This window comes from Aeromicrobium sp. P5_D10 (assembly GCF_054049535.1).
On the sequence record NZ_JBFUME010000001.1, the window covers coordinates 56,547 to 80,909 of the forward strand.

Genomic DNA, 24,363 nt, shown 5'->3' on the forward strand with positions numbered 1-24,363 from the left:
GTTCAAGACTCTCCTTTGGTGAGGCTGACAGGTCTCACCAAAGGGAGGGCTGACGTGATCACGACCGAACTCATCGACCAGATGGCCGAGAAGTGCATTCTCAGCGACCAGGATCTCGATGCCGCAGTGCTCGACGAGCGTTCCAAGCGGATCCAGACGGTCAACCTGCATCACTTGGCTCTGGCCTCGAAGTCGGCCGAATTCGCCCGCACGATCGAACAGGCCGACTACATCACGGCCGACGGCTGGCCCATCGTCTCGCTCATGCGTTCTCGGGGCATCGACCCCGAACGCGTCACAGGCTCTGAATTCCTCGAACGGATGTTGGCCGGCCGCCAGTTCCACGGCAAGAAGGCCGCGATCCTCGGTGCGGAACGCCGGGTCGGCTACGATTTTCGCGGTCAGCTGCACGATTCGGGTCTGCACGTCGTGTTCCGTGAGCACGGCAATCGCGGCGAGTGGGAGCCCAAGCGGCTGGCCAAGAAGTTGCGCAAGTACGACGTCGATCTGCTGATCGTGGCGGTGACACCACCGTTCGGAGACATGATCGGCGAGCAGGTGCGGCGGGCTGGATTCGGCGGCGTCGTGGTCAACGTCGGCGGCGCGGTCAACATGGTCACCGGAAATGCCACGATGGCCCCGGGCTGGGTCCGGGCAGCGAAGATCGAATGGTTCTACCGGCTGGCCCAGGAACCGCGCCGACTGTTCCGGCGGTACTTCATCGAGTGCATGCCGGTCTTCGTCAAGCACATCCTGCCCAACTACTGGCGTCGCCGCCGCTGACCCGGCGACCGCGACTGCGGTCGATTGCGTCACGATGGACACCTGACGAAAGGTGGGCGATGGCGCTCTCAACGGTGGCAGTGTTCTGCGGATCGAGCCTCGGCAGTTCTCCTGCCTATGCGGAAGCGGCGCGTCTGACCGGTCGCACGCTGGCCGAGAAGAGGATCGGCGTCGTCTACGGTGGCGGCCACGTGGGACTGATGGGCATCGTGGCCGATTCGGCTCTCGCAGCAGGCGGTCAGGTGATCGGCGTCATCCCTCGCCAACTGCACGACCGCGAACTGACCCACCACGGCGTGACCGATCTGCATATCGTCGAATCGATGCACGAACGCAAGCAGCTCATGGCCGATCTCGCCGATGCGTTCATCGCGCTGCCCGGCGGCGCCGGGACGCTTGAGGAGATCGCCGAGCAGTGGACCTGGGCGCAGCTCACGATCCACGCCAAACCGTGCGGCTTCCTCGACGTCGAAGGGTTCTGGCAGCCCATGCAGGCGATGCTCGACTCGATGGTCGGTCAAGGATTCGTCCGGGCCGATCAGTCGGCGATCGTCACGATCCGTGAAGACCTCGACTCACTCCTGGAAGCCTTGTCGCAGCCACCCTCCTGGACCGACAAATGGGGCGGCATGACCAAGACCGTGCAGCCGTGACGGCGCCGGTCATCCACGTCGCGGCGGCGCTCGTCGTCGACGCATCGGGTAAGGCGCTCATGGTCCGCAAACACGGCACGACGATGTTCATGCAGCCCGGGGGCAAGATCGAACCAGGAGAGCATCCACTCGACACGCTCCGGCGTGAGCTCGACGAGGAACTCGGCCTTCGGCTGCCCGCCGAGGACTTCACCTGGGTCGGCACGTTCGAGGAGGACGCCGCGAACGAGCCGGGACACCGGGTACTCGCCGAGGTGTACTCGGTGACGCTGCTGGCCGGCACCCCGACCGCTGCTGCTGAGATCGCCGAGAGCCGTTGGGTAGATCCGCACGATCCCGGCACCCTCGACATCGCCCCACTCAGCAGCCAGGCGTTGCTGCCGATCCTGACAGGACAACTATGACGACTCTCGTGATCGACGACCGGCACACCGTCCGCAGCGGCCTCGACGATGCGCCGTTGGTTCTGCTGCTGCACGGCTACGGTTCGAATGAACTCGATCTGCCGGGCCTGATACCCCACCTCAGACCGGGACTTGCTGCGGCCTCGGTCCGCGCACCGTTGACGCTCGGCGAAGGTTCGCACGCCTGGGTCCCGATCCGGGTTCCAGGGCGTCCTGATCCCGCCGCGACCGCAGAAGCGACCCTGGCCCTGCTGGCCTGGTTCGACGAGTTCGTCGCCCCCGAGCGCCAGGTGATCCTGTTGGGCTTCTCACAAGGCGGCCTGATGGTCAGCCAGCTACTGCGTCATCGTCCCGACCGGTTCGTCGCAGGTCTGGTGCTGTCGGGGTTCGTACTCGACGCGACACTGCCGGGCGACGAAGTGCTCCTCGCCCGCGATGTCCCGGTGTTCTTCGGGCATGGCGACGCCGACCCGATCATCGCACCTGATGCCACCGTTCGCGCTTCGGTCTGGCTCGCGGCCCACAGTGATCTGACCGATAAGAACTATCCCGGCCTGCAGCATGCGGTCTCGGCCGAGGAGCTCGCCGACATCAACGAGTTCTTGTCCACTCACCTGTCCTAACGTCCGCGCAGCCGGTCGATCGCGCGGCGTTCGTGCTTGGTCGGCCGGCCTGCACCGCGATCGCGTCGCGGCATGATCGCGACCTCCTCCTTCGGCGGTGGCGGAGGCGTCAGATCGTCGTAACACCCGACGGCGACCGTGGCGCCGACCCGTTTGACGATGATCTTGGTGACGATCACGATCCGCAGCCCGCCTTCGGTGAGCGCCTCGACCCGGTCACCGATCTTGACCGGCAGCGAGGGCTTGGCCTTGGCCCCGTTGATGCGCACATGACCGGCCTTGCACTCGTTCGAGGCGATGGAACGGGTCCTGTAGAGCCGCACCGACGAGATCCAGACATCGGCTCGGGCGGTCGTGTGCATGTTCCGACTCTAGACTTGCCCCATGACTACCGGACCCGAGACCATCGAGATCAGCGGCGACATGATCCGGCTGGGACAGTTCCTGAAGTTCGCCAACTTCGCCGACTCAGGCGCACAGGCCGGCGCGATGATCGTCGACGGTGACGTTTCGGTCGATGGCGAGACCGAGACCAGGCGAGGTCGCCAACTCGCCAAAGGGATGCTGATCGAGGTCAGGACTCCCGATCGAGTCCTGGCAGCGCGGGTGGGCTGACGTGGAGCTGAGCTGGGACAGCCCACTGCCGAGCCCCCGTACGCCCGACTCGATGCAGGCTCCCCGTCTGCGCTGGGGGATCCTCGGACCCGGCTGGATCGCCGATCAGTTCGTGCGATCGCTGCACGCCCACACGGGCCAAGAAGTCGTCGCCGTCGGCTCTCGGTCGCCCGAACGGGCACGAGCCTTCGCCGAGACCCACGAGATCGCCACAGCGGTCGGATCATATGAAGAGCTCGTAGCGCTCGGCGATGTCGACATCGTGTACATCGCGACGCCGCACCCGTCCCATTGCGAGCATGCGCTCCTCGCGATGGACGCCGGCAAGCACGTGCTGATCGAGAAGCCCATCGCGTTGAACGCCGACCAAGCGCGTCAGATCAAGGCCAAGGCCGAGGAGACGGGCGTCTACTGTGCCGAGGCGCTGTGGACCTTGCACCAACCCAAATGGGATGTGCTGCGTCAGATCATCGACGGTGGCCTGCTCGGCGAACTCCGATCGGTACACACGATCTACGGCGAGTACTTCACCGACGATCACCGCATCTTCGACGCCGGCCTGGCAGGAGGGCCGCTACTCGACCTGGGTACGTATCCGATCGCGTACGTGACGTCTCTGCTCGGCCCGGCCGAGACCGTCGCGGCGGCGGGAGTGCCCGATCGACGCGGTGTCAACGGACAGCTCGGCGCCACGATGCTGCATGCCGACGGTGCGATGTCGGTCATCGCGACAACGGTCCACGGTTGGCCCCGCAATGAGATAGTCATCATCGGCAGTCAAGGTGTGGCCACGGTCGAGGCGATACACAATTCACCAGGTCCGATCACGGTGGCCTCGGCGGATCGCTCGATCGAGCTGCGGTACGACGAGCCGCACGGCGATCAGATCGCGGGTCTGCATTTCCAGGCCACTGAGGCAGCCCGGCGGATCGCCGAAGGGCAGACCCAGACGCCGATCAGGCCACTCAGCGCTTCGATCATCTCGATGGAGGCATCGGATGAGATCCGGCGCCAGGTCGGGATCTCGTTCGCGGCAGCCGGACTGATCGAGTAGCTAGCCGGCCGTCGCGGCCCAGCGTCCGTTATTGCGCTCGACCCGGATCGGATAGTCGAAGCATTCCGTCACCAGGTCGGTGGTCAACACCTCGTCGACCGCACCCGATGCGATGATGCGGCCGCCGCGCAGGAGGGCCGCATGCGTCGTGGTGCGGGGGAGTTCCTCGAAGTGATGGGTCACCATGACCGTCGAGGTGTCAGTCAGCACCGACCGCAGATCGTCGAGCGTGGTCAGGAGCTGCTCGCGCGCCGCGACATCCAAACCCGTCGAGGGCTCATCGAGCAGGAGCAGGGGCGGATCGTGCATCAGCGCGCGGGCGATGAGCGTTCGACCGCGTTCGCCCTGCGACATCGTCAGCCAGCGCGGCGAGGTCGGCACGTCGACCCCCAGCATCTTCATGAGCAGGTGCGCCCGATCGCGTTCATCGTCGGTGGGCCGCCAGCGGGGGATCAGTTCATTGGTCCCCGTGGCGCCGGTCAGGACGATCTGCTCGACCGTCAGATTCGAGCGCAGGGGATGCCGGGGATTGACGAAGCCGATGTCGCGGCGCAGCTCACGCATGTCGACCCGGCCGAGTTGCCGGCCCAGCACGTGCACCGTGCCGCGGGTCGGATGGTTGACCGCTCCGCAGAGATTGAGCAGTGTGGTCTTGCCGGCGCCGTTGGGTCCGATCAACGCCCAGTGCTCGCCGTGGTTGACCGAGAGGTCGATCTGGTCGAGCAGGAGTTTGCCTTCGCGCACGAAGTCGACTGCCCGGACGTCCAACACCTTGTCGCTACTCACTGTCACAGCCTAGTCAAGCCGGGCCTAGAGTTGTGCGGTGAGTGAAGTCCAACGGCGAATCGAGATAGTGCCCGACCGGGATCGTCCTTCGGCCTTCACACTGCGGATCGATGGCACGGATCAGTCCCACGTGGACCTCGACAATCCTTCGCATCTGGAGTTCGACTACATGCAGCGCATGGCCGATGTCATCGATGCCGTGGGCGTCCCTGGCACTCCTGTGCGGATCGTGCATATCGGGGGAGCGGCACTGACGATTCCCCGATATGTCGCGGCGACGAGACCCCGGTCGTCGCAGACCGTGCTGGAACCGGATGAGCGCGTCACGGCCCTCGTCCGCGAACAACTGCCCCTGCCCCGCAACAGCGGAATCAAGATCCGCCCGATAGACGGCCGCAGTGGTATCGCGGCGATGCGAGATGACCTCGCCGACATCATCGTGCTGGACGCCTTCGACGGGGCGCAGGTCCCCGCGGAGTTGTCGACCGTCGAGTTCTTCGCCGACTTGGCGCGGGTCACGACAGGCGGCGGGATCGTGCTGCTCAACCTCGCCGACCGGGCACCCTTCCCGTATGTGCGACGCGCCGTGAAGGGCGTCTGTGACGCATTCGCCCATGTCATGATCAGTGCCGAACCGGCCACGCTCAAAGGTCGTCGGTTCGGCAATGTGCTGGTCGCGGCCTCCGCCATGGCGCTGCCGTGGGAGGCACTCGCCCGCAGGGCTGCCAGCTCGCCGTTCCCGTACCGGGTGTTGCCCTACCGCGAGATCGTGACGAGCTTCGCCGCCAAAGCACCATTCACCGACGCCGACAGTTCGCGTTCACCGGCGCCACCTGGCGGAGCCACCTTCTTCAGCTGACCTCGCAGCGGACTAGCCTTGGACCGTGGAAACCCTTCGCCTGATCATCTTGTTCATCCACCTGCTCGGCATGGCGGCCCTCCTGGGCGGCCTCCTGGCCCAGGCGTCCTCACCGGTCAAGAAGGTCAACGCCGCGATGCGCGACGGCTCCGGAACCGCGTTCCTGGCCGGTCTTGCCGCGGTCGGCGTGCTGGAGGCCGATGACGCCGACGTCAATCACGCCAAGATCGCCGTCAAGCTCGTCATCGCGCTGGTGGTGCTCGGACTGGTCATGGCCAACACGCGCAAGGAACAGATCAGCAATGCGCTGTTCGGCACGATCCTCGGTCTGACCGTCATCAACGTCGGCGTGGCAGTCTTCTGGGCCTCCGCCCATCGCTGATCTCAGCGCACCGTGACCTGACCGTCATCGACCTGCCAGCGAGCGTCCAGTCGGACGTTGTCGAGTAGTCGGCGGTCGTGTGACACCAACAGCAGTGCGCCCGAGTAGGCCCCGAGCGCCTCTTCGAGCTGCTCGATCGCGGGGACGTCGAGGTGATTGGTCGGCTCGTCGAGCACGAGAAGGTTGACCCCACGGGCCTGCAGCACTGCCAGCGCGGCGCGGGTGCGTTCGCCCGGTGACAGCTGCGCCACCTGGGTCGAGACCTGATCGGCCTTCAATCCGAACTTCGCGAGCAGGGTGCGGGCATCGGCCACGGTCATCTCAGGGATCTCCTGACCGAAGGCCTCGCCGAGGACGAGATCGGCCGCGAGCGTCGAGCGTGCCTGGTCGATCTCGCCGATCGACACCGATGCACCGAGCGAGGCCGAACCGGCGGACGGCGGCACGCTGCCCAGCAGCATGCGCAACAGCGTGGTCTTTCCAGCACCGTTGGGCCCGGTGATCCCGATACGCTGTCCGGCGTCGACCTGCAAGGAGACCGGTCCGAGGGTGAAGCCGCCCAACTGCGCAATGGCCTGATTGAGGGTGGCGACCACGGAACTGGATCGGGGCGCTGCCGCGATGCTGAACTGCAGGGCCCATTCCTTGCGCGGTTCGGCGACCTCGTCGAGTCGGGCGATGCGCGACTCCATCTGACGCACCTTCTGCGCCTGCTTCTCAGATGACTCGCTCTGTGCCCGGCGCCTGATCTTGTCGTTGTCGGGCGACTTCTTCATGGCATTGCGGACGCCTTGGGAGCTCCACTCGCGTTGGGTGCGGGCGCGCGACATCAGATCGGCCTTGGTGTCGGCGAACTCGTCGTACGCCTCGCGGGCCTGACGACGCGCCACTTCGCGCTCGTGCAGATAGGCCTCGTAGCCGCCGTCGTACACCGAGACCGTGTCCTGGGCCAGATCGAGCTCGACGATCCTCGTCACGCAGCGGGCAAGGAACTCGCGGTCATGCGATACCAGGACGACCCCCGCGCGCAGGCCCGTGACGAACGTCTCGAGGCGTTCCAGCCCGAGGAGATCCAGGTCATTGGTCGGCTCGTCGAGCAGGACGACGTCGAAGCGGCTCAACAGCAGCGCAGCCAGCGCCGCACGGGCCACCTGCCCACCCGACAGGTTCGTCATGAGCGCATCGGGACCTGTCGTCAGCCCGATCTCGGCAAGCACCGCCGGAATGCGGTCCTCCAGGTCGGCGGCGCCGCTTGCGAGCCAACGATCAAATGCCGTGGCGTACGCGGTATCGGCTTCGTCGCTGCCCGAGCCCAACGCCGCTGCGGTGGTCTCCATGGCTTCGGTCGCGGCGGCCGCGCCGGTGCGACGGGCGATGTATCCGGCCACGGTCTCGCCGTCGACGCGGTCATGTTCCTGCGGTAGCCAGCCGACGAAGGCATCCGCCGGTGCCCATGACACCGAACCAGCCAGTGGCTCGTCGATACCGGCCAGTAGACGCAGCAAAGTGCTCTTGCCCCCGCCGTTGGCGCCCACGACCCCGACGACATCTCCGGGCGCGATCGTGAGGTCGAGCCCCGAGAAGAGAGTCCGGTGGTCATGTCCGCCGGCAAGGCCCTTGGCTACTACGGTTGCGCTCACCGGATGATCCTAGGGACTCAACTCTGCAGCGCCTCGGCGAGTGCATCCATGGCGGTGTCGATCTCGGCCGTCGTGATGACCAACGGCGGTGCGATGCGCAGAGTGCGCTCGTGCGTCTCCTTACACAGGACGCCGCGATCGCGCAGTGCCATCGAGACCTCGCGACCGGTCCTGCCGCGTGGGTCGATGTCGATGCCGGCCCAGAGGCCGCGGCCGCGCACGGCCAGAAGCCCCTCGCCGACCAGGGCTTCCAAACGTCGGTGCAGATGCCTGCCGAGCTCCTGCGACCGGGTCTGGAACTCACCTGTGTTCAACAGCTCGACCACCGCCCGTCCGACCGCACACGCCACCGGGTAGCCACCGAACGTCGAACCGTGCTGACCAGGCGCCAGGACGCCGAGCACATCGGCCCGGCCGACGACCGCCGATACCGGGATGATCCCGCCGCCCAGGGCCTTGCCCAGGGTGTAGAGATCGGCTCGGACGTCCTCATGATCCAGCGCGAACAGCTTGCCGGTGCGGCCGAGTCCGGACTGGATCTCGTCGGCGATCAGGAGCACGTCGTGCTCATCGCACAGCTCACGCACACCGGAGAAGAAGCCCGCTGGCGGCACGATGACGCCGGCCTCGCCCTGGATCGGTTCCATGAGGATTGCGGCGGTGGACGGCGTGATCGCGGCCCGCACCGCCTCGATGTCGCCGTACGGCACCGTCACGAATCCTGGGGTGAACGGCCCGTAGTTGTCGTGCGCCAGAGGATCGTCGGAGAACGAGACGATCGTCGTGGTGCGGCCATGGAAGTTTCCCGCCGCCACGATGATCTCGGCAGAATCGAAAGCGACGCCCTTGACCTCGTATGCCCACTTGCGTGCGATCTTGATCGCCGATTCGACGGCTTCGGCGCCGGTGTTCATGGTCAGCACCATCTCGGTCTGCGTCAGGTCAGCCAGTTCGTGACAGAACGCCCCGAACTGGTCGTTGTGAAACGCCCGTGACGTCAGTGTGAGGCGATCGAGCTGATCGTGCGCGGCTTGGATCAGCCTGGGGTGACGGTGCCCGAAGTTGAGCGCGGAATAGCCGGACAGGAAGTCCAGGTAGCGGCGTCCCTCGACGTCGGTGACCCACGCACCCTCCGCCTCGGCTATCACGACCGGCAGCGGGTGGTAGTTGTGCGCGCCCCACTGTTGATCGAGCGCGATGAACGATGCGGTATCAGGGCTCATGCCCCCACGGTAACCGGACAGTAGCGCGGGCCCCTGCACCAGCAAGAGCGCTCGTTCTCCCTTGGTGGTGGCTCCTGGGCGCACTGGTCTTCATCGTGGCGGCAGCCTTGACGGTTCGTCGATTCAGGCGGCCTGCCGGAGCGTCACCGGACCGCGCCGATATCGTGGACGTGTGAACCTCCCCGATCGCGCCGGCGCACTCAGCCCGGCGGGTCGACCCATGAGGCTCGTGCGCTCGGTCGCTGCGGCGCTCGCATGCGTCCTGACAGCCGCCTTGGGCCACCACACAGCCGGCGGCCAGTTGTCGGCACCGGCAGTGCTTGCGGTCTTCGCAGGTGGCACGGCGATCACCTGGTTGCTGTCGTCGAGGCGGGTCACGATGGGCCAGATCCTCGGCCTGCTCGTCCTGTGCCAGGTCAGCGTGCACTGGGCAGGCTCTGACACCGCGATGACGATGGATGCCCAAATGCTGGCCAGTCACGTCGCCGCCACCCTGGTCAGTGCACTCGCGCTGTCGAGGGGCGAGCGCTTCGTCTGGGGTCTTGCCGAACGCCTGGGCCTGCGGGCCATGCCGATCCTGCGGACCGCGATGGTCGTGCCATCGCTGCGGCCGCTGGTTCCGGTCGTGGCGCCGCGCTCGCGCCATGACGTGCTGCTCGCGCACTCGCGCTCGTTGAGGGGACCGCCGAGCGGGTCGTGACGACCTGTTCTGCATCTCACTCAACCAAGGAAGAACTCATGACACGCACCATCAAGCGGCTCAGTGCTGCGCTCATCACGATCGGCCTGGTGGCGATTGCCGCTCCGGCCACAGCCCATGTCGGCGTATCCTCGACCGACGCCGCACAAGACGGCTTCGGCAAGGCGGTGTTCCGGGTGCCGAACGAATCCGAGAAGGCAGCCACGACCAAGATCGTCGTGACCCTCCCGGCCGAGACCCCGTTCGCATTCGTCACCGTGGGCGCCAAGCCTGGCTGGAAGGCCAAGCTCGACACTCAGGAGCTCGACAAGCCGACCAAGGTCGGTGACTTCACGGTCACCAAGGCAGTGCGAACCATCACCTGGACTGCCGACGGCGATGGGATCGGCGTCGGCGAGTTCGACGAATTCGCGTTGTCGGGCGGCCCGTTCCCGAAGGCCGACTCGATCGCGTTCAACGTCGAGCAGACCTACAGCGACGGAGAGATCTCCGACTGGAACCAGCCGACGGTCGGTGACAAGGAGCCGGAGCATCCGGCACCCGTCCTGACCCTGGGGAAGTCGACCGACGACGGCCACGGTGCCAAGGATGACACCACCGAAACCGTAGCCGACACGACTGATTCGGACGATCAGGCGCTCGGGGCCTGGCTCGGCGGCGGTGCTCTCGTCGTGGCCCTCGCAGCTCTGGTTGTGGCACTACGACAGAATCGGCGTCGTGCGTAATCAGCTTCTCGTTCGCAGTCTCCTCGCGGGACTTGCTCTGCCCATGATCTTTGGGCTGAGTGTTCTCGGGGCGGGCCCGGCCAGTGCTCACACAGCACTGGTCGGGTCCGACCCCGAGAACGGGGCGACGATGACCTCGTCCCCGGCAAGTATCGCGCTCGACTTCAACGAGAACATCGGTTCATCGCCGCAGGTCGCGGTCGTCGCGCCCGACGGGAGCGCGGTCGAGGTCACCAATATCCAAGCCGTCGATCGGCAGGTCACCGCGGACGTGGCCGATGTCGGGCAACGTGGGACGTACGCCCTGTCGTATCGGGTCGTCTCGGCCGACGGGCACCCGGTCACCGCCACCGTGAAGTACGAGGTCACGACCGGATCCGTGGTCAAGCAGGTCGAAGCGCCCGACAACGACGGATTCATCCACCGCCACCGCAGCCACCTGTTCTGGGGAATCCTGGCAGCAGCGGTCGCGATCGGCCTGTTGCTCGCACCTTTGAGGAAGCGGCATGACGCAGACAACTCGTGACACGCTCGTCTCGATCCTGTTCGCAGGGATCTCGCTGACGCTGTTCTTGACGATCGGCGGCGGCTCGTACGAGAAGGCACCGCTCGGGATCGCCGACCCCGGGCCGTTCGTGGGCTGGGCGGTGCCGTTCACCAAGTTGTTGATCGACATCACCTCGATCCTGGTGATCGGCTTCCTCCTGGCGGCGGCGTTCCTGCTGCCGTCCGACAAGGAGGGAGTACGGGGTCTGGCGATGCGGGGCGTCGTGCTCGCGTCACGGTGGGCGATCGTCTGGGCCGTGCTCAGCGTGTTCTACTTCTTCGTCAAGACCGCTGGCGACGGCTTCGGCAAGCCGTTGTTCGATCTGAGCTGGGCCGAGATCTCCGGCTACTTCGAGACGTCGAATGGGCGTGCGATCTGGCTCCAGGCTCTGGGAGCCGCCGTCGTCGCAGTACTGACCCGGTTCGCCCTCACAGTCCGTTGGGCGGCCGCTGCGCTCGGCATCGCGGTGGCATCCTTGGCGCCGGTCGCACTGACAGGTCACACCGCCTCGTCGGGATCGCATGATCTGGCCACGACAAGCTTGCTCCTGCACCTGGTCGGCGCGTCCCTGTGGGTTGGCGGACTTGCTGCGCTGAGCTGGGTCGCGATCCACGGAAGCAAGCGGCTCGAAGCCGCAGTCGTACGTTATTCGTCACTGGCCCTGTGGGCTTTCGTCATCGTCGCGGTCTCGGGCGTCGTGAATGCCTCGGTGCGGCTGCGCTCCCTGCACGATCTGTTCAGGGAGCCGTACGGTCAACTCGTGCTGGTCAAGACCGCGGCGCTGATCCTGCTGGGCGTCTTCGGCTTCTATCAACGCAAGCGGATCATCGCGGCCGGCGCAGGCTTCCTGCGCCTCGCGGTGACCGAGATCCTCATCATGGCGACCGCGGTCGGGCTGGCGGTGGCGCTGTCCCGCACGCCGACGCCCGTCGGGGAGGACGTCTTGACGACGCCGGTCGAGGAGCTGCTGGGCGGTCCGCTGCCGGCCGCACCGACCGTGATGCGGCTCCTGTTGGGCTGGTCCGCCAACGGGGTCGGACTGGCGATCGTCGGCCTCGGCACGGCGTTCTATCTCCGCGGGGTGTGGGCCATGTATCGCCGCGGCGATTCCTGGCCGATCGGTCGCACGATCTCTTGGCTGGCCGGCATGGTCGTCATCGCCTGGGCGACCTTCGGCGGCTTGGGGGAGTACTCGCACGTCCTGTTCAGCGCGCACATGGCCTCTCACATGCTGCTGTCGATGGTTGCGCCGATCTTCTTGGCCCTTGCCGCTCCCATGACGCTGGCGCTGCGAACGCTCCCCGGTCCGCGTCGGCCAGGTGAGGTGTCGCCGCGTGCCTTGCTGCTGGGCTTCTTGAGTTCGCGCTTCTCCAAGTTCATGACCCATCCGCTGGTCGGTCCGGTGCTATTCGTCGGCAGCCTCTACGGTCTGTACTTCACCGGCCTGTTCGAGCTGTTGATGAGTAATCACTGGGGCCACGCGGTCATGGAGATCCACTTCCTGGCCGTCGGCACCTTGTTCTACTACGTGCTGATCGGGATCGACCCGGCTCCGCGATCACTGGCGCCGATCGCCCGATTCGGCATGTTGCTGATCACCTTGCCGTTCCATGCCTTCTTCGCGACCGGCGTGATGTCGTCCAATACGGTGTTCGCGCTCGACTACTGGAAAGAACTCGATCGGCCGTATCGCACCGATCTGCTGACCGATCAGTATCTCGGCGGCGGCATGGCGTGGGCGATGGGCGAGATCCCCTTGGTCCTGGTCATGATCGCGCTGCTGTTCCAGTGGTTCAGGTCGGACTCCCGCGAGGCCAAGCGCTTCGACCGCGCCGAAGACCGCAATGAGGACGCCGCGCTGGAGGCGTACAACGCACGTCTGCGCGATCTGGCCGAGCACGGAAAACGGCGGGACCCCGACCAGTAGCTGGTCGAGATCCCGCCGTGATACCGGTGGTCGGATCAGAAGATGATCTGCCCGCCGGACGTTGCTGCGGTGAAGCGCTCCTGGGCATCGGCCCAGTTGGCGATATTCCACCACGCCTTGACGTAGTCGCCCTTGACGTTGAGGTAGTCCAGGTAGAACGCGTGCTCCCACATGTCGAGCTGCGTGATGGGGATCAGCGTCGCGGGGATGTTGTTCTGCTGATCGAACAGCTGGACGATGACAAGCTTCTTACCCAGCGAATCCCACGCCAGGATGGCCCAGCCGGAGCCCTGCAGGCCCAGCGCGGTTGCCTCGAACTGCGCGCGGAAGCCATCGAACGAACCGAAGTCCTGGTCGATCGCTGCAGCCAGCTCGCCCGTGGGCTTGTCGCCGCCCTCGGGCGACAGGTTCTTCCAGAAGATCGAGTGGTTGATGTGACCACCGAGGTGGAACGCGAGGTTCTTCTCCAGCAGGTTGATGTTACCGAAGGCCTGCTTGTCGCGTGCCTCCTCGAGCTGCTCGAGCGCCTGGTTGATGCCGGCGACGTAGGCGGCGTGGTGCTTGGAGTGGTGAAGCTCCATGATCTTGCCGGAAATATGCGGATCCAATGCGCCGTAGTCGTACGGCAGATCGGGAAGCGTGTAGAGAGCCACGTCTGATCCTCCTCGGGATGCGGGCAGGTCCTGCCCTGAATGTTCTGTTGTGAACTTGCAGTACCCAGTCTGTCAGTCGTCATCCAACACGCAACGTCCGGTGCGCATGTCCTAGTCTGTCTGTGGACAATCCAGGGACGAACAGCAGCTGAGGAGGCGGATCGAGGTGAACGACCGTATCCTCACGGTTCCCAACCTTCTGAGCATGATCCGGTTGTTGCTGGTGCCAGTCTTCCTGTGGCTCGTCCTGGGTCCCGAACGCGATGGCCTGGCCCTCCTGGTGCTGATGATCTCAGGGGTCACGGACTACCTGGACGGCAAGCTGGCCCGCAAGTTCAACCAGTCGTCCAAGATCGGTGCGATCCTCGATCCGGTCGCCGACCGGGTGTACATCCTGGCGGTCGTGATCGGCCTGGGCTTCCGCGACATCATCCCGTGGTGGCTCGCGGTGATACTGCCGCTGCGGGACGTCTTCTTGTTCTCGCTGGTGCCTTTCCTGCGCACGCGCGGCTACAGCTCGCTGCCGGTGCACTTCTTGGGCAAGGCGGCCACGGCCAGCCTGTTGTACGCCTTCCCGTTGCTGCTGCTCGGCGACTCCACCGGGACGGTCGCCGACCTGGCCAACGTCTTCGGCTGGGCGTTCACGATCTGGGGTGTCGCACTCTATTGGTGGGGCGGCATCTTGTACGCCTTCCAAGTCCGGCGGCTGCTCGCCACGACTGAGCGCGTCCTGCGGAGCTGACGATGACCCAGCCGGACTCTGCCAGTCGTGCTGAAGGTCTGCTCGAGCAGATCGCCGACACGGCGTTGGACGACGACTACTACGTCGTGCGGTCCGGAACCCAGCGCAGCCGTGAGTTCAACACGGTCCTGACGGCCGTCGTGCTCGGCATCTTCGCGCTGTTGGTGTCGATCGCCGCGATCCAGACCAGATCGGATCGTCCGACCACCGAGCGGGAGCGCGCGACGCTCATCTCGGATGTCGACGCCCGCAAGGAGCTGCTCGCCAGCCGCGAGAAGACCGCCGATGACCTGCGCGTGCAGGTCGCCGAGCTCTCCTCCGCGGTCAACCGGTTCGATCCGGCCTATCAGGAACTGCGGTTGATGTCATCGGACCTTCCTGCCACGGGTCCGGGGATCACGGTGCGGGTCGCCCCGGCGCAGTCGTCCGATGGACAGATTCAGGAAAGCGGCCGGATCCGCGACAGCGATCTGCGGATCATCGTCAACGGACTTTGGTACGCGGGCGCGGAAGCCGTCTCGGTCAACGGAAATCGGATCGGCTCCCTGTCGGCGATTCGCACCGCCGAAGATGTCATCAAGGTCAACTACCGCGGCGTCGCGCCGCCGTACGTCGTCGAGGCGATCGGCGATTCCGACTCGCTCGCGAATCGGTTCAAGGACAATCCGGCCGGGCGATACTGGGCTTCGCGCCATGACAATGCGGGAGTGGGCTTCGACGTGACACCATCATCGAAGTTAACTCTTGGAGTAGTCCCCGAAAAAAGGCTCACGATCCGCCACGCTGAAGCCGTCAAGGAGCAAGAATGATCGCGATTCTCGGTCTGGCGATCGGGGTGGTGGCCGGGCTCGTGTTCGAGCCCACCGTGCCGACCGGACTGCAGCCCTATCTGCCGATCGCCATCGTGGCGGCGCTCGACGCCGTCATCGGAGCCTTCCGTGCCCTGGGTGAACGGCGTTTCGATGATCGGGTCTTCGTGGTCTCGTTCATCTCCAATGTCGTGATCGCGGCATTCATGGTCTACCTGGGCGATCAGCTGGGCGTCGGTTCACAGCTCTCGACCGGTGTCGTCGTCGTGCTCGGTATCCGTATCTTCGCCAATGCGGCAGCTATCCGTCGACGGATCTTCCATGCCTGAGAAGCCCACGTACGAACGCTCCCGTCGCCGACCGTTCAAGGTCGGCGTGTCCCAGCTCGTCGTCGCCGTCCTGCTCGGTGGGCTTGCCTTCGCGATCATGGTTCAGGTGCGTGACGAGGATAAGGACGACTACTCCGGAGTGCGGGGAGAGAACCTCGTGGAGCTGCTCAAGTCACTCGACTCGGCCAATGAACGTCTCACCGCTCAGATCGACGATCTGAGTGCGACCCGAGATGATCTGCTGAGCAGCACCAAACGTTCCAAACAGGCTCAGAAGCAGGCCAAACAGCGTGCGGAACAGCTGGCGATCCTCGCCGGGAGCGTCGGTGCGACCGGACCGGGGATCGAGGTCGTGATCAGCGATCCGGACAAGAAGATCGACGCCGCCGGGTTGCTCGACGCGGTCGAAGAGCTGCGGGACGCGGGTGCCGAGGTCATCGCGATCAACGGCGTGGCGAGGATCGTCGCGCAGAGCTATTTCCTCGACGACGAGGATCAGATTCGCATCGGGGGACGGGAGATCAAGCGCCCGTACCGGATCGAGGCGATAGGCGATGCCAAGGTCCTTGCCCAGGCGGTAGGCTTTCCCGGCGGGTTGATCGCAGGGATCGAGATCCGTGGTGCCCAGGCGTTCGTGACCGAGCAGGACAAGATCACGATCACGGCATTGGCCGATGTGAAGAGCCCAGAGTACGCTCGACCGACATCCTGACCCAGATCTGACTTGACTCCCACTATCTGACCGACAGCGCAAGGAGCAACACGGTGATTCCTGAGGACCTCTACTACAGCGAAGAGCACGAATGGGTGCGTCTGGATGAGGACATCGCGACTGTCGGCATCACCGATTTCGCGCAGGACCAACTCGGGGACATCGTCTACGTCGAGCTTCCAGCCGTCGGAGACCGGGTCACGGCCGGGTCCGTCATCGGCGAACTCGAGTCGACCAAGTCCGTCAGTGACATCTACTCGCCGCTCAGCGGGGAGATCGTGGCCCGCAATGACGCACTCGACGGCGGTGCCGAGGTGATCAACTCGGATCCGTACGGCGAGGGCTGGCTGCTCAAGCTCCGGCCGCTCGACGAAGATCCGACGGCGACGCTTCTCGAAGCCGAGGCGTACAAGGCGCTCACCGCCACCTGATCAACATCCGATCTCGGGACAGGCGACTCGCATCGGGTGATAAGTTGAAGACGAAGCCTCAAGCCGCACTCTAGGTCGATCAACAGGAGAAATGCCGATGTCTACGCCGGAGCACGAGCCCGACGCCGAATCGTCTGCACCCGGCGCCGATCCATCTGCGCAGATCAGCGACCACACGACCCACATCCCGATACTCGACGCCGACACCGAAGAGCTGACGTCGTCGGATGTCTCCGCGGTGGAGAACCTGCCGGCCGGCAGTGCGATGCTTCTGGTCCAGCGCGGACCCGACTCGGGTGCCCGCTTCCTGCTCGACAGCGATGTCGTGACGGTCGGCCGCCATCCCGACAGCGATATCTTCCTCGACGACATCAGCGTCTCGCGTCGGCACGCGACATTCACCCGCAGCGATGCGGGCTATGCGATCGCCGATCTCGGCAGCCTCAACGGCAGCTACGTCAATCGCGATCGCATCGACGGCGAGGTCACACTGTCGGGCGGCGACGAGGTCCAGATCGGCAAGTACCGACTCATCTACTTCGCCGGAGCGCAGAAGTGACCGAACCGATTCCTGAGCTGTCCCGGCTCGGCATCGGCAAGGTGCTCGACGAACTGCTACCGGAGTTCGGTGACCTGACGATCACCAAGATCCGCTACCTGGAGTCCGAGGGACTCCTGGAGCCCGAGCGCACCCCGTCGGGCTACCGCAAGTTCTCGTTCCGCGACGTCGAGCGGCTGCGGTTCATCCTGCGGCAGCAGCGGGACAAGTTCTGGCCGCTCAGCCATATCCGCCAGGTCCTCGACGAGATGGACCGAGGTCAGGTTCCCGACACCGAGCAGACCGGCAAGACTCGTGTTCCGCACCTCAGTCTGGCCGATGACGGACTGCCGACGGAAGAGTCGTTCCTGGAGTCTTCCGGCAGCGCCCGGCTGTCACGGGCAGAGTTGCTCGAGTCGGCCCAGATCAGCTCCGAGACTCTCGATGCGATCGAGCAGTACGGGCTCATCACGCGCCGGCCGTCCCAGACCTATTACGACGCCACGGCACTGCACATCGCCTCGTTGGTGGGGGAGTTCGGTGAACTCGGGCTCGAGCCCCGGCACCTGAAGATGTTCAGTGCCGCAGCCGACCGCGAGGTCGCATTGTTCGAGCAGGTCGTGACACCGCGCGCGCGTCAGCTCGACAAGGATGCGACCGACCGCACCGTGGCGGGTCTTGCCGCATTGTCGATCCGGTTCCAATCGGTTTTGGTCAAGAGCCGACTGCGGGGCTGACCTGATGCGCGAACTCGAAGTGATCGGCGTCAGGGTCGAGATGCCGACCAACCAGCCGCTCGTCTTGCTGCGCGAGGCCGAAGGCGGCAGGTATCTGCCGATCTGGATCGGCGCGGTCGAGGCCTCGGCGATCGCGTACGCCGAACAGGGCACGGCAACAGCCCGACCCCTGACTCACGAATTGATGCAGAACGTCGTGTTGGCCTTGGGCGATGAACTTTCCGAAGTACGCATCTTCGACGTCAAGGAAGGTGTCTTCTTCGCCTCGCTGGTCTTCGCGTCGGGCGCCGAGGTCGATGCTCGTCCATCCGACTCGATCGCGTTGGCATTGCGGGCCGGAGCACGGATCATGTGCACAGAAGATGTCCTCGACGAGGCGGGGATCGTCTCGACGACCGACGAAGACCAGGAAGTCGAGAAGTTCCGTGAGTTCCTCGATGAAGTCGAGCCTGAGGACTTCGGGTGAGTGCCAACTCTCAAGTTTTACGTGAGGGTTGAGGGTTGCGACACGCCGGTGAACACGCTCGGTCGTTGACCCGGGAAACTCTCACCCTTAAGTTGAGGGTGCTGCCGAAGGTACACGGATGTAGTTCCGTCGCGGTAGTCTTCCCCCATACCAGCTTTGGAAGGCATTTCGCATGATCGAGTCACACGAGAGCGACGCCGCGGCGTCCGATGCGGCAGCAGCAGAGGCCAGCGACCAAGGTCTGTTGTTCAACGACGATGTCTCACCGTTGCCCATGGATGCGGGTTTCCGCGGTCCCACGGCGTGCAGCGCGGCTGGTATCACCTATCGACAGCTCGACTACTGGGCTCGTACGGGCCTGGTGGATCCGACTGTGCGCTCAGCGACCGGATCGGGCACCCAGCGACTCTATTCGTTCAAAGACATCCTGCTGCTCAAGATCATCAAGCGCCTTCTCGACGCCGGTGTATCGCTCCAGCAGATCCGCATCGCGATCGATCACCTGCGCGTTCGCGGAACCGATGACCTGACGCAGGTCACGCTGATGAGCGATGGCGCCAGCGTGTACGAATGCCGCTCGGCCGACGAGGTCATCGACCTGCTCCGCGGCGGACAGGGCGTCTTCGGCATCGCGATCGGTGGCGTGTGGAAAGAAATCGAAGGCTCGCTGCACGAACTGCCCAGTGAACGCGCGATCGACGCCGAGGCCACGCTGTCGGCCAATGACGAGCTGGCAGCCCGCCGTCAAGCCCGCCGCACCTCCTAACGCTCGCGAGTCACGTAATTACGGCCGGTAAGTCAGTCAATTACGCGGACGATGTGATTCAGTGACTCGCCGTAGGTGATTTGGTGACTCATCAGCGGTAGGGTGGAGGTGCTATCGACCGCGCGTGGGAGAGTTTCGTCCAGGCGACGCCGAAGGGGCAATTCCTCCCCGGAACCTCTCAGGCACAAAGGACCACGCGACTGAGGCAATTCTGAAGCACCTCTTCGATCACGACTGATCGCGGTGGGGTGACAGAAGGGGAGGCGTATCGTCCGCGCCTCTACCTTCGGAGTTCCTTTGTCCCACGACTTTGCCGACCGCCATATTGGACCGACCGCCTCCGATCAGGACGCGATGGTGCGCCGCATTGGTTACGACTCGCTGGATGCCTTGATGCAGGCCGCTGTTCCTGCCGGGATCCGCAGCACGTCGGCGCTCAACCTGCCGGCCGCCCAGACCGAGTCCGAAGCCCTTGCTGGTTTGCGATCGCTCGCCGAGCGCAATAACCCCGGTATCGCGATGATCGGTCTTGGCTATCACCCGACTGTGACGCCGGCAGTCATCCGTCGAAATGTGCTCGAGGATCCGTCTTGGTACACCGCCTACACGCCGTATCAGCCGGAGATCTCGCAGGGACGCCTGGAGGCACTGCTGAACTTCCAGACTGTCATCTCCGATCTGACCGGTCTCCCCACCGCGAACTCATCGCTCCTCGACGAAGGCACAGCGGTCGCTGAAGCCATGACGTTGATCCGCCGGGGCACCAGAGGCAAGGACTCCCTGCCGATCATCATCGACGTGGGTCTGTTGCCCCAGACGCTGGCCGTGACCCATACCCGCGCCGAGGCGCTCGGAATCGAGCTTCACGAGGCTGATCTCGCGGCTGGTGTTCCCGAGATCGAGGCAGCCGGCATCATCGTGGCCTATCCACGTGCCGATGGCCAGATCATCGATCCGCGGCCCGCGATCGAGGCTGCTCATGCGACCGGCGGTCTCGCGGTCGTTGTCGCGGACCCGTTGGCACTGGTGCTCCTGGCCTCGCCCGGCTCACTCGGCGCGGACGTCGTCGTGGGATCCACGCAGCGATTCGGTGTGCCGATGTTCTACGGCGGTCCACACGCAGGCTTCATGGCCGTCCGTTCCGGACTCGAACGTCATCTGCCGGGACGTCTGGTCGGCGTCTCGGTCGACAGCGCCGGACGTCCGGCGTACCGGCTTGCGCTGCAGACCCGTGAACAGCACATTCGCCGTGAGAAGGCGACCTCGAACATCTGCACCGCCCAGGTGCTGCTGGCGGTGACGGCCTCGATGTATGCGGTTTACCACGGTCCCGTGGGAATCCGCCGCATCGCGGAGAACGTCAACGCCGCCGCACGCACGTTGGCTTCGGGCCTGGTGAGCGGGGGAGTGGAGCTCGTTTCCGAGACGTTCTTCGACACCCTGGTGGCTCGGGTTCCTGGCCGGGCATCCGAGATCGTTTCGAAGGCACGTGCTGCGGGTGTTCATCTGCGTCTGATCGATGCCGACCATGTGGGTGTCGCAGCGAATGAGACGACTACCGATGATCATCTGCGCCTTGTATGGGGCGCGTTCGGCGTCGAGAGTGGCGACTGGCCGCAGACGTCATCGTCGCTGCCTGCCGAGTTGCTGCGCACAGACGAGATCTTGACCCATCCGGTGTTCCACGAGCACCACAGTGAGACCCAGATGCTGCGCTACCTCAAGAAGCTCAGCAACCGCGACTACGCGCTCGACCGGGGCATGATCCCGCTGGGCTCATGCACCATGAAGCTCAATGCCACCGCGGAGATGGAGCCCATCAGCTGGCCTGGATTCGCCGAGCTGCACCCGTTCGTGCCGGCCGAGGATGCCGCCGGCATGATCGAGCTGGTCGAGACGCTCGAGTCGTGGCTCGCGGAGGTCACGGGCTACGCAGGAGTGTCGATCCAGCCCAATGCCGGCTCACAGGGCGAGTTCGCCGGTCTTTTGGCCATCCGGGCGTACCACCGCAGTCGCGGCGACGAGCACCGCACGGTCTGCCTGATCCCGAGCTCGGCACACGGCACCAACGCCGCATCGGCGGTCATGGCCGGCATGCGCGTCGTCATCGTCAAATCGACCGACCAGGGCGAAGTCGACCTTGCTGACCTGCAAGCGCAGTGCGAGGCGCACAAAGACGATCTCGCCGCCATCATGGTGACCTACCCGTCGACGCACGGCGTCTACGAGCACGGCATCACCCAGTTGTGCGACATCGTGCACTCCCACGGCGGGCAGGTGTACGTGGACGGAGCAAATCTCAACGCGCTGCTCGGGCATGCCCAGCCCGGTGTCTTCGGCGGCGATGTCTCACATCTGAATCTGCACAAGACGTTCTGCATCCCGCACGGCGGCGGCGGGCCGGGCGTCGGACCGGTTGCCGTGGCAGAACATCTTGTCCCGTTCCTGCCCACACACCCGTTGCATCCGATCGAGAGCAAGCGCGACGGCATCGGCGCGATCAGCGCTTCACCGTACGGCTCCGCAGGTATCCTGCCGATCCCCTACGCGTACGTCGCGATGATGGGTGCCGAAGGCCTGACCGACGCGACATCGGTGGCAGTGCTCTCGGCCAACTACATCGCCAAGCGGCTCGAAGATGCCTTCCCGGTGCTGTACACCGGCGACAACGACCTCGTGGCGCACGAGTGCATCCTCGACCTGCGTCCGATCCTCAAGCAGGCAGGTTTGTCGATCGACGACGTCGCGAAGCGACTTATCGACTACGGCTTCCACGCCCCCACCATGAGCTTCCCGGTCCCGGGAACGTTGATGGTCGAGCCGACAGAGTCCGAGGATCTCGCCGAGATCGATCGATTCTGCGACGCGATGCTCGCGATCCGAGCCGAGATCGACCAGGTCATCTCCGGCACCTGGCCAGAGGGCGACAACCCTCTGGTGCACGCTCCCCACACGATGCGCACGCTGGTCGACTGGCAGCACGCCTACGACCTTGAACTGGGCTGCTTCCCGTCCGGCAGCCTCGACGACAAATACTGGCCGCCCGTGGGCCGGATCGACCAGGCCTACGGAGACCGCAACCTCGCGTGCTCCTGCCCGCCGATCGAAGCGTTCGCCGAGTAGCTCAGGCCCGGGTGGTCCACCAGGTCACGATCTGGTCGGCCACCGGCCCCGGGGTGCGGACCCACTGGACGTGATCATTGCTTCCGCCCTCGGGGACGGCGTCCTTGGTGTAGATCCAGCGGGTCGTCTTCGCGGACGTCAGGAACCGGTCGACGTACGCCTTGTTGGCCTTGGACGGCGCGAATGAATCGCCTTGCAGGTGCACGATGAGTGACGGAGTGGTGTGGGCGGCGTCGGCTCGGAACGGGGGGTGGCCGGTGCGGATGAACCGGCCCCACTCGTTCATCAACGTGCGCGCGCCCGGACCGCCGAAGAACGGTTTGGGGACATAGCCCCACAGGCGGGACACGACGGGGACGCCGAGCCCCATGAACACCAGGGGAACGCCGCCATACGGATAGTTCTTGTACCAGGGGATCGCCGCCCCCACGCCCACGAATCCGTCGCACGGCACATGGTTGAGCTCGTGCCCGGCGGCGAGCTGCGCGCCGATGCTGTGGCCCAGCAGGATCACGGGACGATTGGAGTTCTCTGCCCGCGCCTTGGCGACGGCTTCGGCGATATCGAGGATTCCGTCGCCGTAGCTCCAGTCATTGCGGCGCGAGGCGGCTGGCTCGTCGCGCTCGAATCCCCGCGAACGCAGCGCTCGTGCCTCCCAGTCCCGTTCCTCGAACGCTGCGACGAGGGGACGGTAGAAGGCAGACGGTACCGCCATCGCGGGGCTGATCAGGACGAGTGGTGAAGTCACGGCGTCATGATCGCATCGCGATGGCGGCCACGTGGCCGCGGGTCAGACCGCGATCGTTGCGACCGGGTCGGAACTCGGCTGGTCCGAACCCCCGTCGGGCTCGACCGTGACCGCGATGGTCTTGGCCTTTGCGACACCCTTCATGACCATCTGCCCGCTGGACTTGAAGTAGCCCTGCGAGTGCGAACCGGTGCCATCGACCATCCAGACCTGGTAGACCTTGCCCTTGCCCGGACTCGGCAGGTTCTTGGCGATGACAACCGCGGCATCGGCGTCATTCGAGGTGTAGAGCTTGACGCTGCCACCGGCGTCGAAGGTCTTGGCAGACGTCGCCAGGTCGTCGGCGCCCAAGACCTTCGACATGACCTCGTTCTGGTCTTGGGCCTCCTGCACGTTCTGGTGTTCGACGACATAGCCGCCGACGCCTACTGCGCCGATCAGCAATGCCGCCGCCACGGCGAGACGGGGGAGCGTACGTCGAAGTCCCCGTCGCTGCGACAGCAATGACACCGCCGGTCGTTCCTGGGGACTCTTGGCGATCTCTGCGACCAATCGATCGCGCAGGCCCGATGGGGGGGTGAGGCTGACCGCCTCGCCGAGACGCACAGCCGTGGCCATGAAACCGGCAAGTTCGGCTTGGCAGTCGGGGCACTGTTCGAGATGGGCCTCGAACCGGTTGCGCTCATCCGGGTCGAGGGCGTCCAACGCATAGGGCGCGATCAAGGAGTGGAGATCGGTAGTCATGCTTGAACTCCCATGCAGTCGCGCAAGCGGACAATGCCATCTCGCATACGGGTTTTGACAGTTGCGGTATTGGCGCCGAGTGCCGTGGCAACCTCGGCATAGGTGTAGCCCTGGTAGTAGGCCAACGTCACAGCTTCACGCTGCAGGTCGGTCAATCCGTCCAGGCACCTGCGCACTTGTTCATGCTCCAGACTCACGGTCACGGTTTCGGCCACCTCGTCGTATTCGGGGCCGTTGGACCAGTCGTACTTGTTCTCACGGTTGGTCGCGGCCTGATCGTGCCGGACTGCGTCCACCGCGCGACGGTGAGCGAGGGTCAGGACCCAGCTCTTGGCACTGCCACGTGCTGCGTCATAGCGGGCGGCGGTCTGCCACACCTGCATGAAGACTTCTTGTGAGACCTCTTCAGCGCGTGCCGGATCGCGGATGACTCGCCGGGCCAGGCCGTACACGGCCGAGCCCAGAGCGTCGAACAAGGCACCGAACGCCGTCTCGTCACCGTGGGAGACCTTGGTCAGGAGATCGCTGAGATCGATGACCTCGTCCGGCGCGTCGACCGGATCGCCGGCAAGACTCAAGTGCGCAGATGACGACACCGGGTTCCCCTTTCCAAGAAGCTTCCTACGAGCCATTCGTTACAGCCT

Annotated in this window: 30 protein-coding genes and 1 riboswitch; of the genes, 22 read left to right on the forward strand and 8 right to left on the reverse strand. The window is 65.1% G+C overall.

Annotated features, from left to right (window positions below):
• Positions 1–54: 54 nt before the first annotated feature.
• From ACXJKC_RS00285 to ACXJKC_RS00300, 4 genes are read left to right on the forward strand one after another with little or no spacing between them, the layout of a single operon-like run.
• A complete protein-coding gene (locus tag ACXJKC_RS00285; protein WP_456694658.1) occupies positions 55–783 on the forward strand; it encodes a WecB/TagA/CpsF family glycosyltransferase in 729 nt (242 codons plus the stop codon).
• Between the two features lie 59 nt (positions 784–842).
• A complete protein-coding gene (locus ACXJKC_RS00290; RefSeq protein ID WP_456694659.1) occupies positions 843–1,436 on the forward strand; it encodes an LOG family protein in 594 nt (197 codons plus the stop codon).
• The gene (locus ACXJKC_RS00295; RefSeq protein WP_456694660.1) at positions 1,433–1,840 is read left to right on the forward strand and encodes an NUDIX hydrolase; all 408 of its coding nucleotides are present in this window, start codon (positions 1,433–1,435) and stop codon (positions 1,838–1,840) included. Before ACXJKC_RS00290 ends, ACXJKC_RS00295 begins: the two co-directional genes overlap by 4 nt.
• Entirely contained in the window at positions 1,837–2,463 is a 627-nt protein-coding gene (locus tag ACXJKC_RS00300; protein WP_456694661.1) for an alpha/beta hydrolase, read from the forward strand. The genes ACXJKC_RS00295 and ACXJKC_RS00300 overlap by 4 nt, the downstream gene beginning before the upstream one ends.
• Here the strand turns inward: ACXJKC_RS00300 and ACXJKC_RS00305 are convergent.
• The gene (locus ACXJKC_RS00305; protein WP_456694662.1) at positions 2,460–2,825 is read right to left on the reverse strand and encodes an RNA-binding S4 domain-containing protein; all 366 of its coding nucleotides are present in this window, start codon (positions 2,823–2,825) and stop codon (positions 2,460–2,462) included. The genes ACXJKC_RS00300 and ACXJKC_RS00305 overlap by 4 nt on opposite strands.
• Before the next feature lie 22 nt (positions 2,826–2,847).
• Between ACXJKC_RS00305 and ACXJKC_RS00310 the strand changes: the two genes are divergently transcribed.
• Together ACXJKC_RS00310 and ACXJKC_RS00315 are read left to right on the forward strand one after the other, a co-directional pair.
• The gene (locus ACXJKC_RS00310) at positions 2,848–3,078 is read left to right on the forward strand and encodes an RNA-binding S4 domain-containing protein (protein WP_456694663.1); all 231 of its coding nucleotides are present in this window, start codon (positions 2,848–2,850) and stop codon (positions 3,076–3,078) included.
• A 1-nt stretch (position 3,079) separates the two neighbouring features.
• Positions 3,080–4,132 (forward strand): Gfo/Idh/MocA family protein, encoded by a 1,053-nt coding sequence (locus ACXJKC_RS00315; RefSeq protein WP_456694664.1) that lies wholly within the window; start codon positions 3,080–3,082, stop codon positions 4,130–4,132.
• On the opposite strand, the gene ACXJKC_RS00320 is transcribed toward ACXJKC_RS00315, so the two are convergent.
• Complete coding sequence (locus tag ACXJKC_RS00320; RefSeq protein WP_456694665.1) at positions 4,133–4,918, reverse strand: ABC transporter ATP-binding protein; 786 nt, start codon at positions 4,916–4,918, stop codon at positions 4,133–4,135. It lies immediately after the preceding gene.
• Positions 4,919–4,955: 37 nt separating this feature from the next.
• Here ACXJKC_RS00320 and ACXJKC_RS00325 point away from each other — a divergent pair, with 37 nt between their 5' ends.
• Together ACXJKC_RS00325 and ACXJKC_RS00330 are read left to right on the forward strand one after the other, a co-directional pair.
• Entirely contained in the window at positions 4,956–5,777 is an 822-nt protein-coding gene (locus ACXJKC_RS00325) for a spermidine synthase (RefSeq protein ID WP_456694666.1), read from the forward strand.
• Between the two features lie 25 nt (positions 5,778–5,802).
• Complete coding sequence (locus tag ACXJKC_RS00330; protein ID WP_456694667.1) at positions 5,803–6,159, forward strand: hypothetical protein; 357 nt, start codon at positions 5,803–5,805, stop codon at positions 6,157–6,159.
• 2 nt (positions 6,160–6,161) lie between these two features.
• Here ACXJKC_RS00330 and ACXJKC_RS00335 read toward each other — a convergent pair whose 3' ends face one another.
• Positions 6,162–7,799: an ATP-binding cassette domain-containing protein gene (locus ACXJKC_RS00335; RefSeq protein WP_456694668.1), complete on the reverse strand. Its 1,638-nt coding sequence runs from the start codon at positions 7,797–7,799 to the stop codon at positions 6,162–6,164.
• A 17-nt stretch (positions 7,800–7,816) separates the two neighbouring features.
• Positions 7,817–9,022: an ornithine--oxo-acid transaminase gene (gene rocD / locus ACXJKC_RS00340; RefSeq protein ID WP_456694669.1), complete on the reverse strand. Its 1,206-nt coding sequence runs from the start codon at positions 9,020–9,022 to the stop codon at positions 7,817–7,819.
• 172 nt (positions 9,023–9,194) lie between these two features.
• Between rocD and ACXJKC_RS00345 the strand changes: the two genes are divergently transcribed.
• The 4 genes from ACXJKC_RS00345 to ACXJKC_RS00360 are packed head-to-tail and all read left to right on the forward strand — an operon-like array spanning position 9,195 to position 12,921.
• Entirely contained in the window at positions 9,195–9,722 is a 528-nt protein-coding gene (locus ACXJKC_RS00345) for a hypothetical protein (protein ID WP_456694670.1), read from the forward strand.
• A 38-nt stretch (positions 9,723–9,760) separates the two neighbouring features.
• A complete protein-coding gene (locus ACXJKC_RS00350; RefSeq protein ID WP_456694671.1) occupies positions 9,761–10,447 on the forward strand; it encodes a YcnI family copper-binding membrane protein in 687 nt (228 codons plus the stop codon).
• Complete coding sequence (locus ACXJKC_RS00355; protein ID WP_456694672.1) at positions 10,440–10,973, forward strand: copper resistance CopC family protein; 534 nt, start codon at positions 10,440–10,442, stop codon at positions 10,971–10,973. Before ACXJKC_RS00350 ends, ACXJKC_RS00355 begins: the two co-directional genes overlap by 8 nt.
• Positions 10,954–12,921 carry a cytochrome c oxidase assembly protein gene (locus ACXJKC_RS00360; RefSeq protein ID WP_456694673.1) on the forward strand — a complete coding sequence of 656 codons (1,968 nt, stop codon included), beginning with the start codon at positions 10,954–10,956 and terminating at the stop codon, positions 12,919–12,921. Before ACXJKC_RS00355 ends, ACXJKC_RS00360 begins: the two co-directional genes overlap by 20 nt.
• A gap of 35 nt (positions 12,922–12,956) precedes the next feature.
• Here the strand turns inward: ACXJKC_RS00360 and ACXJKC_RS00365 are convergent, their stop codons facing one another.
• Positions 12,957–13,574 (reverse strand): superoxide dismutase, encoded by a 618-nt coding sequence (locus ACXJKC_RS00365; protein WP_456694674.1) that lies wholly within the window; start codon positions 13,572–13,574, stop codon positions 12,957–12,959.
• 166 nt (positions 13,575–13,740) lie between these two features.
• Here ACXJKC_RS00365 and ACXJKC_RS00370 point away from each other — a divergent pair, with 166 nt between their 5' ends.
• The 10 genes from ACXJKC_RS00370 to gcvP all read left to right on the forward strand — a co-directional run bounded on the left by ACXJKC_RS00370 (position 13,741) and on the right by gcvP (position 22,227).
• Complete coding sequence (locus ACXJKC_RS00370; RefSeq protein WP_456694675.1) at positions 13,741–14,316, forward strand: CDP-alcohol phosphatidyltransferase family protein; 576 nt, start codon at positions 13,741–13,743, stop codon at positions 14,314–14,316.
• Positions 14,317–14,318: 2 nt separating this feature from the next.
• A complete protein-coding gene (locus ACXJKC_RS00375) occupies positions 14,319–15,125 on the forward strand; it encodes a DUF881 domain-containing protein (RefSeq protein ID WP_456694676.1) in 807 nt (268 codons plus the stop codon).
• Positions 15,122–15,454 carry a small basic family protein gene (locus ACXJKC_RS00380; RefSeq protein ID WP_456694677.1) on the forward strand — a complete coding sequence of 111 codons (333 nt, stop codon included), beginning with the start codon at positions 15,122–15,124 and terminating at the stop codon, positions 15,452–15,454. The genes ACXJKC_RS00375 and ACXJKC_RS00380 overlap by 4 nt, the downstream gene beginning before the upstream one ends.
• The gene (locus tag ACXJKC_RS00385; RefSeq protein WP_456694678.1) at positions 15,447–16,166 is read left to right on the forward strand and encodes a DUF881 domain-containing protein; all 720 of its coding nucleotides are present in this window, start codon (positions 15,447–15,449) and stop codon (positions 16,164–16,166) included. The genes ACXJKC_RS00380 and ACXJKC_RS00385 overlap by 8 nt, the downstream gene beginning before the upstream one ends.
• Positions 16,167–16,219: 53 nt before the next feature.
• Positions 16,220–16,597 (forward strand): glycine cleavage system protein GcvH, encoded by a 378-nt coding sequence (gene gcvH / locus ACXJKC_RS00390; RefSeq protein WP_456694679.1) that lies wholly within the window; start codon positions 16,220–16,222, stop codon positions 16,595–16,597.
• Positions 16,598–16,694: 97 nt separating this feature from the next.
• On the forward strand, positions 16,695–17,156 hold the full coding sequence (locus tag ACXJKC_RS00395; RefSeq protein ID WP_456694680.1) for an FHA domain-containing protein: 462 nt from the start codon (positions 16,695–16,697) through the stop codon (positions 17,154–17,156).
• Positions 17,153–17,872 (forward strand): transcriptional regulator FtsR, encoded by a 720-nt coding sequence (gene ftsR, locus ACXJKC_RS00400; protein ID WP_456694681.1) that lies wholly within the window; start codon positions 17,153–17,155, stop codon positions 17,870–17,872. Before ACXJKC_RS00395 ends, ftsR begins: the two co-directional genes overlap by 4 nt.
• Positions 17,873–17,876: 4 nt before the next feature.
• Positions 17,877–18,338, forward strand: a complete 462-nt coding sequence (locus ACXJKC_RS00405; protein WP_456694682.1) for a bifunctional nuclease family protein — start codon at positions 17,877–17,879, stop codon at positions 18,336–18,338.
• Positions 18,339–18,510: 172 nt separating this feature from the next.
• A complete protein-coding gene (locus ACXJKC_RS00410) occupies positions 18,511–19,104 on the forward strand; it encodes a MerR family transcriptional regulator (protein WP_456694683.1) in 594 nt (197 codons plus the stop codon).
• A gap of 115 nt (positions 19,105–19,219) precedes the next feature.
• Positions 19,220–19,309: riboswitch (glycine riboswitch) on the forward strand.
• Between the two features lie 92 nt (positions 19,310–19,401).
• Entirely contained in the window at positions 19,402–22,227 is a 2,826-nt protein-coding gene (gene gcvP / locus ACXJKC_RS00415; protein ID WP_456694684.1) for an aminomethyl-transferring glycine dehydrogenase, read from the forward strand.
• A gap of 1 nt (position 22,228) precedes the next feature.
• On the opposite strand, the gene ACXJKC_RS00420 is transcribed toward gcvP, so the two are convergent.
• Genes ACXJKC_RS00420 through sigK form a run of 3 tightly spaced genes read right to left on the reverse strand, consistent with a single transcriptional unit; the run spans position 22,229 to position 24,315 of the window.
• Entirely contained in the window at positions 22,229–22,975 is a 747-nt protein-coding gene (locus ACXJKC_RS00420) for an alpha/beta fold hydrolase (protein WP_456694685.1), read from the reverse strand.
• A gap of 42 nt (positions 22,976–23,017) precedes the next feature.
• Positions 23,018–23,719 (reverse strand): anti-sigma factor, encoded by a 702-nt coding sequence (locus ACXJKC_RS00425; RefSeq protein WP_456694686.1) that lies wholly within the window; start codon positions 23,717–23,719, stop codon positions 23,018–23,020.
• Positions 23,716–24,315 (reverse strand): ECF RNA polymerase sigma factor SigK, encoded by a 600-nt coding sequence (gene sigK, locus ACXJKC_RS00430; protein ID WP_456694687.1) that lies wholly within the window; start codon positions 24,313–24,315, stop codon positions 23,716–23,718. The genes ACXJKC_RS00425 and sigK overlap by 4 nt, the downstream gene beginning before the upstream one ends.
• Between the last annotated feature and the right edge of the window lie 48 nt (positions 24,316–24,363).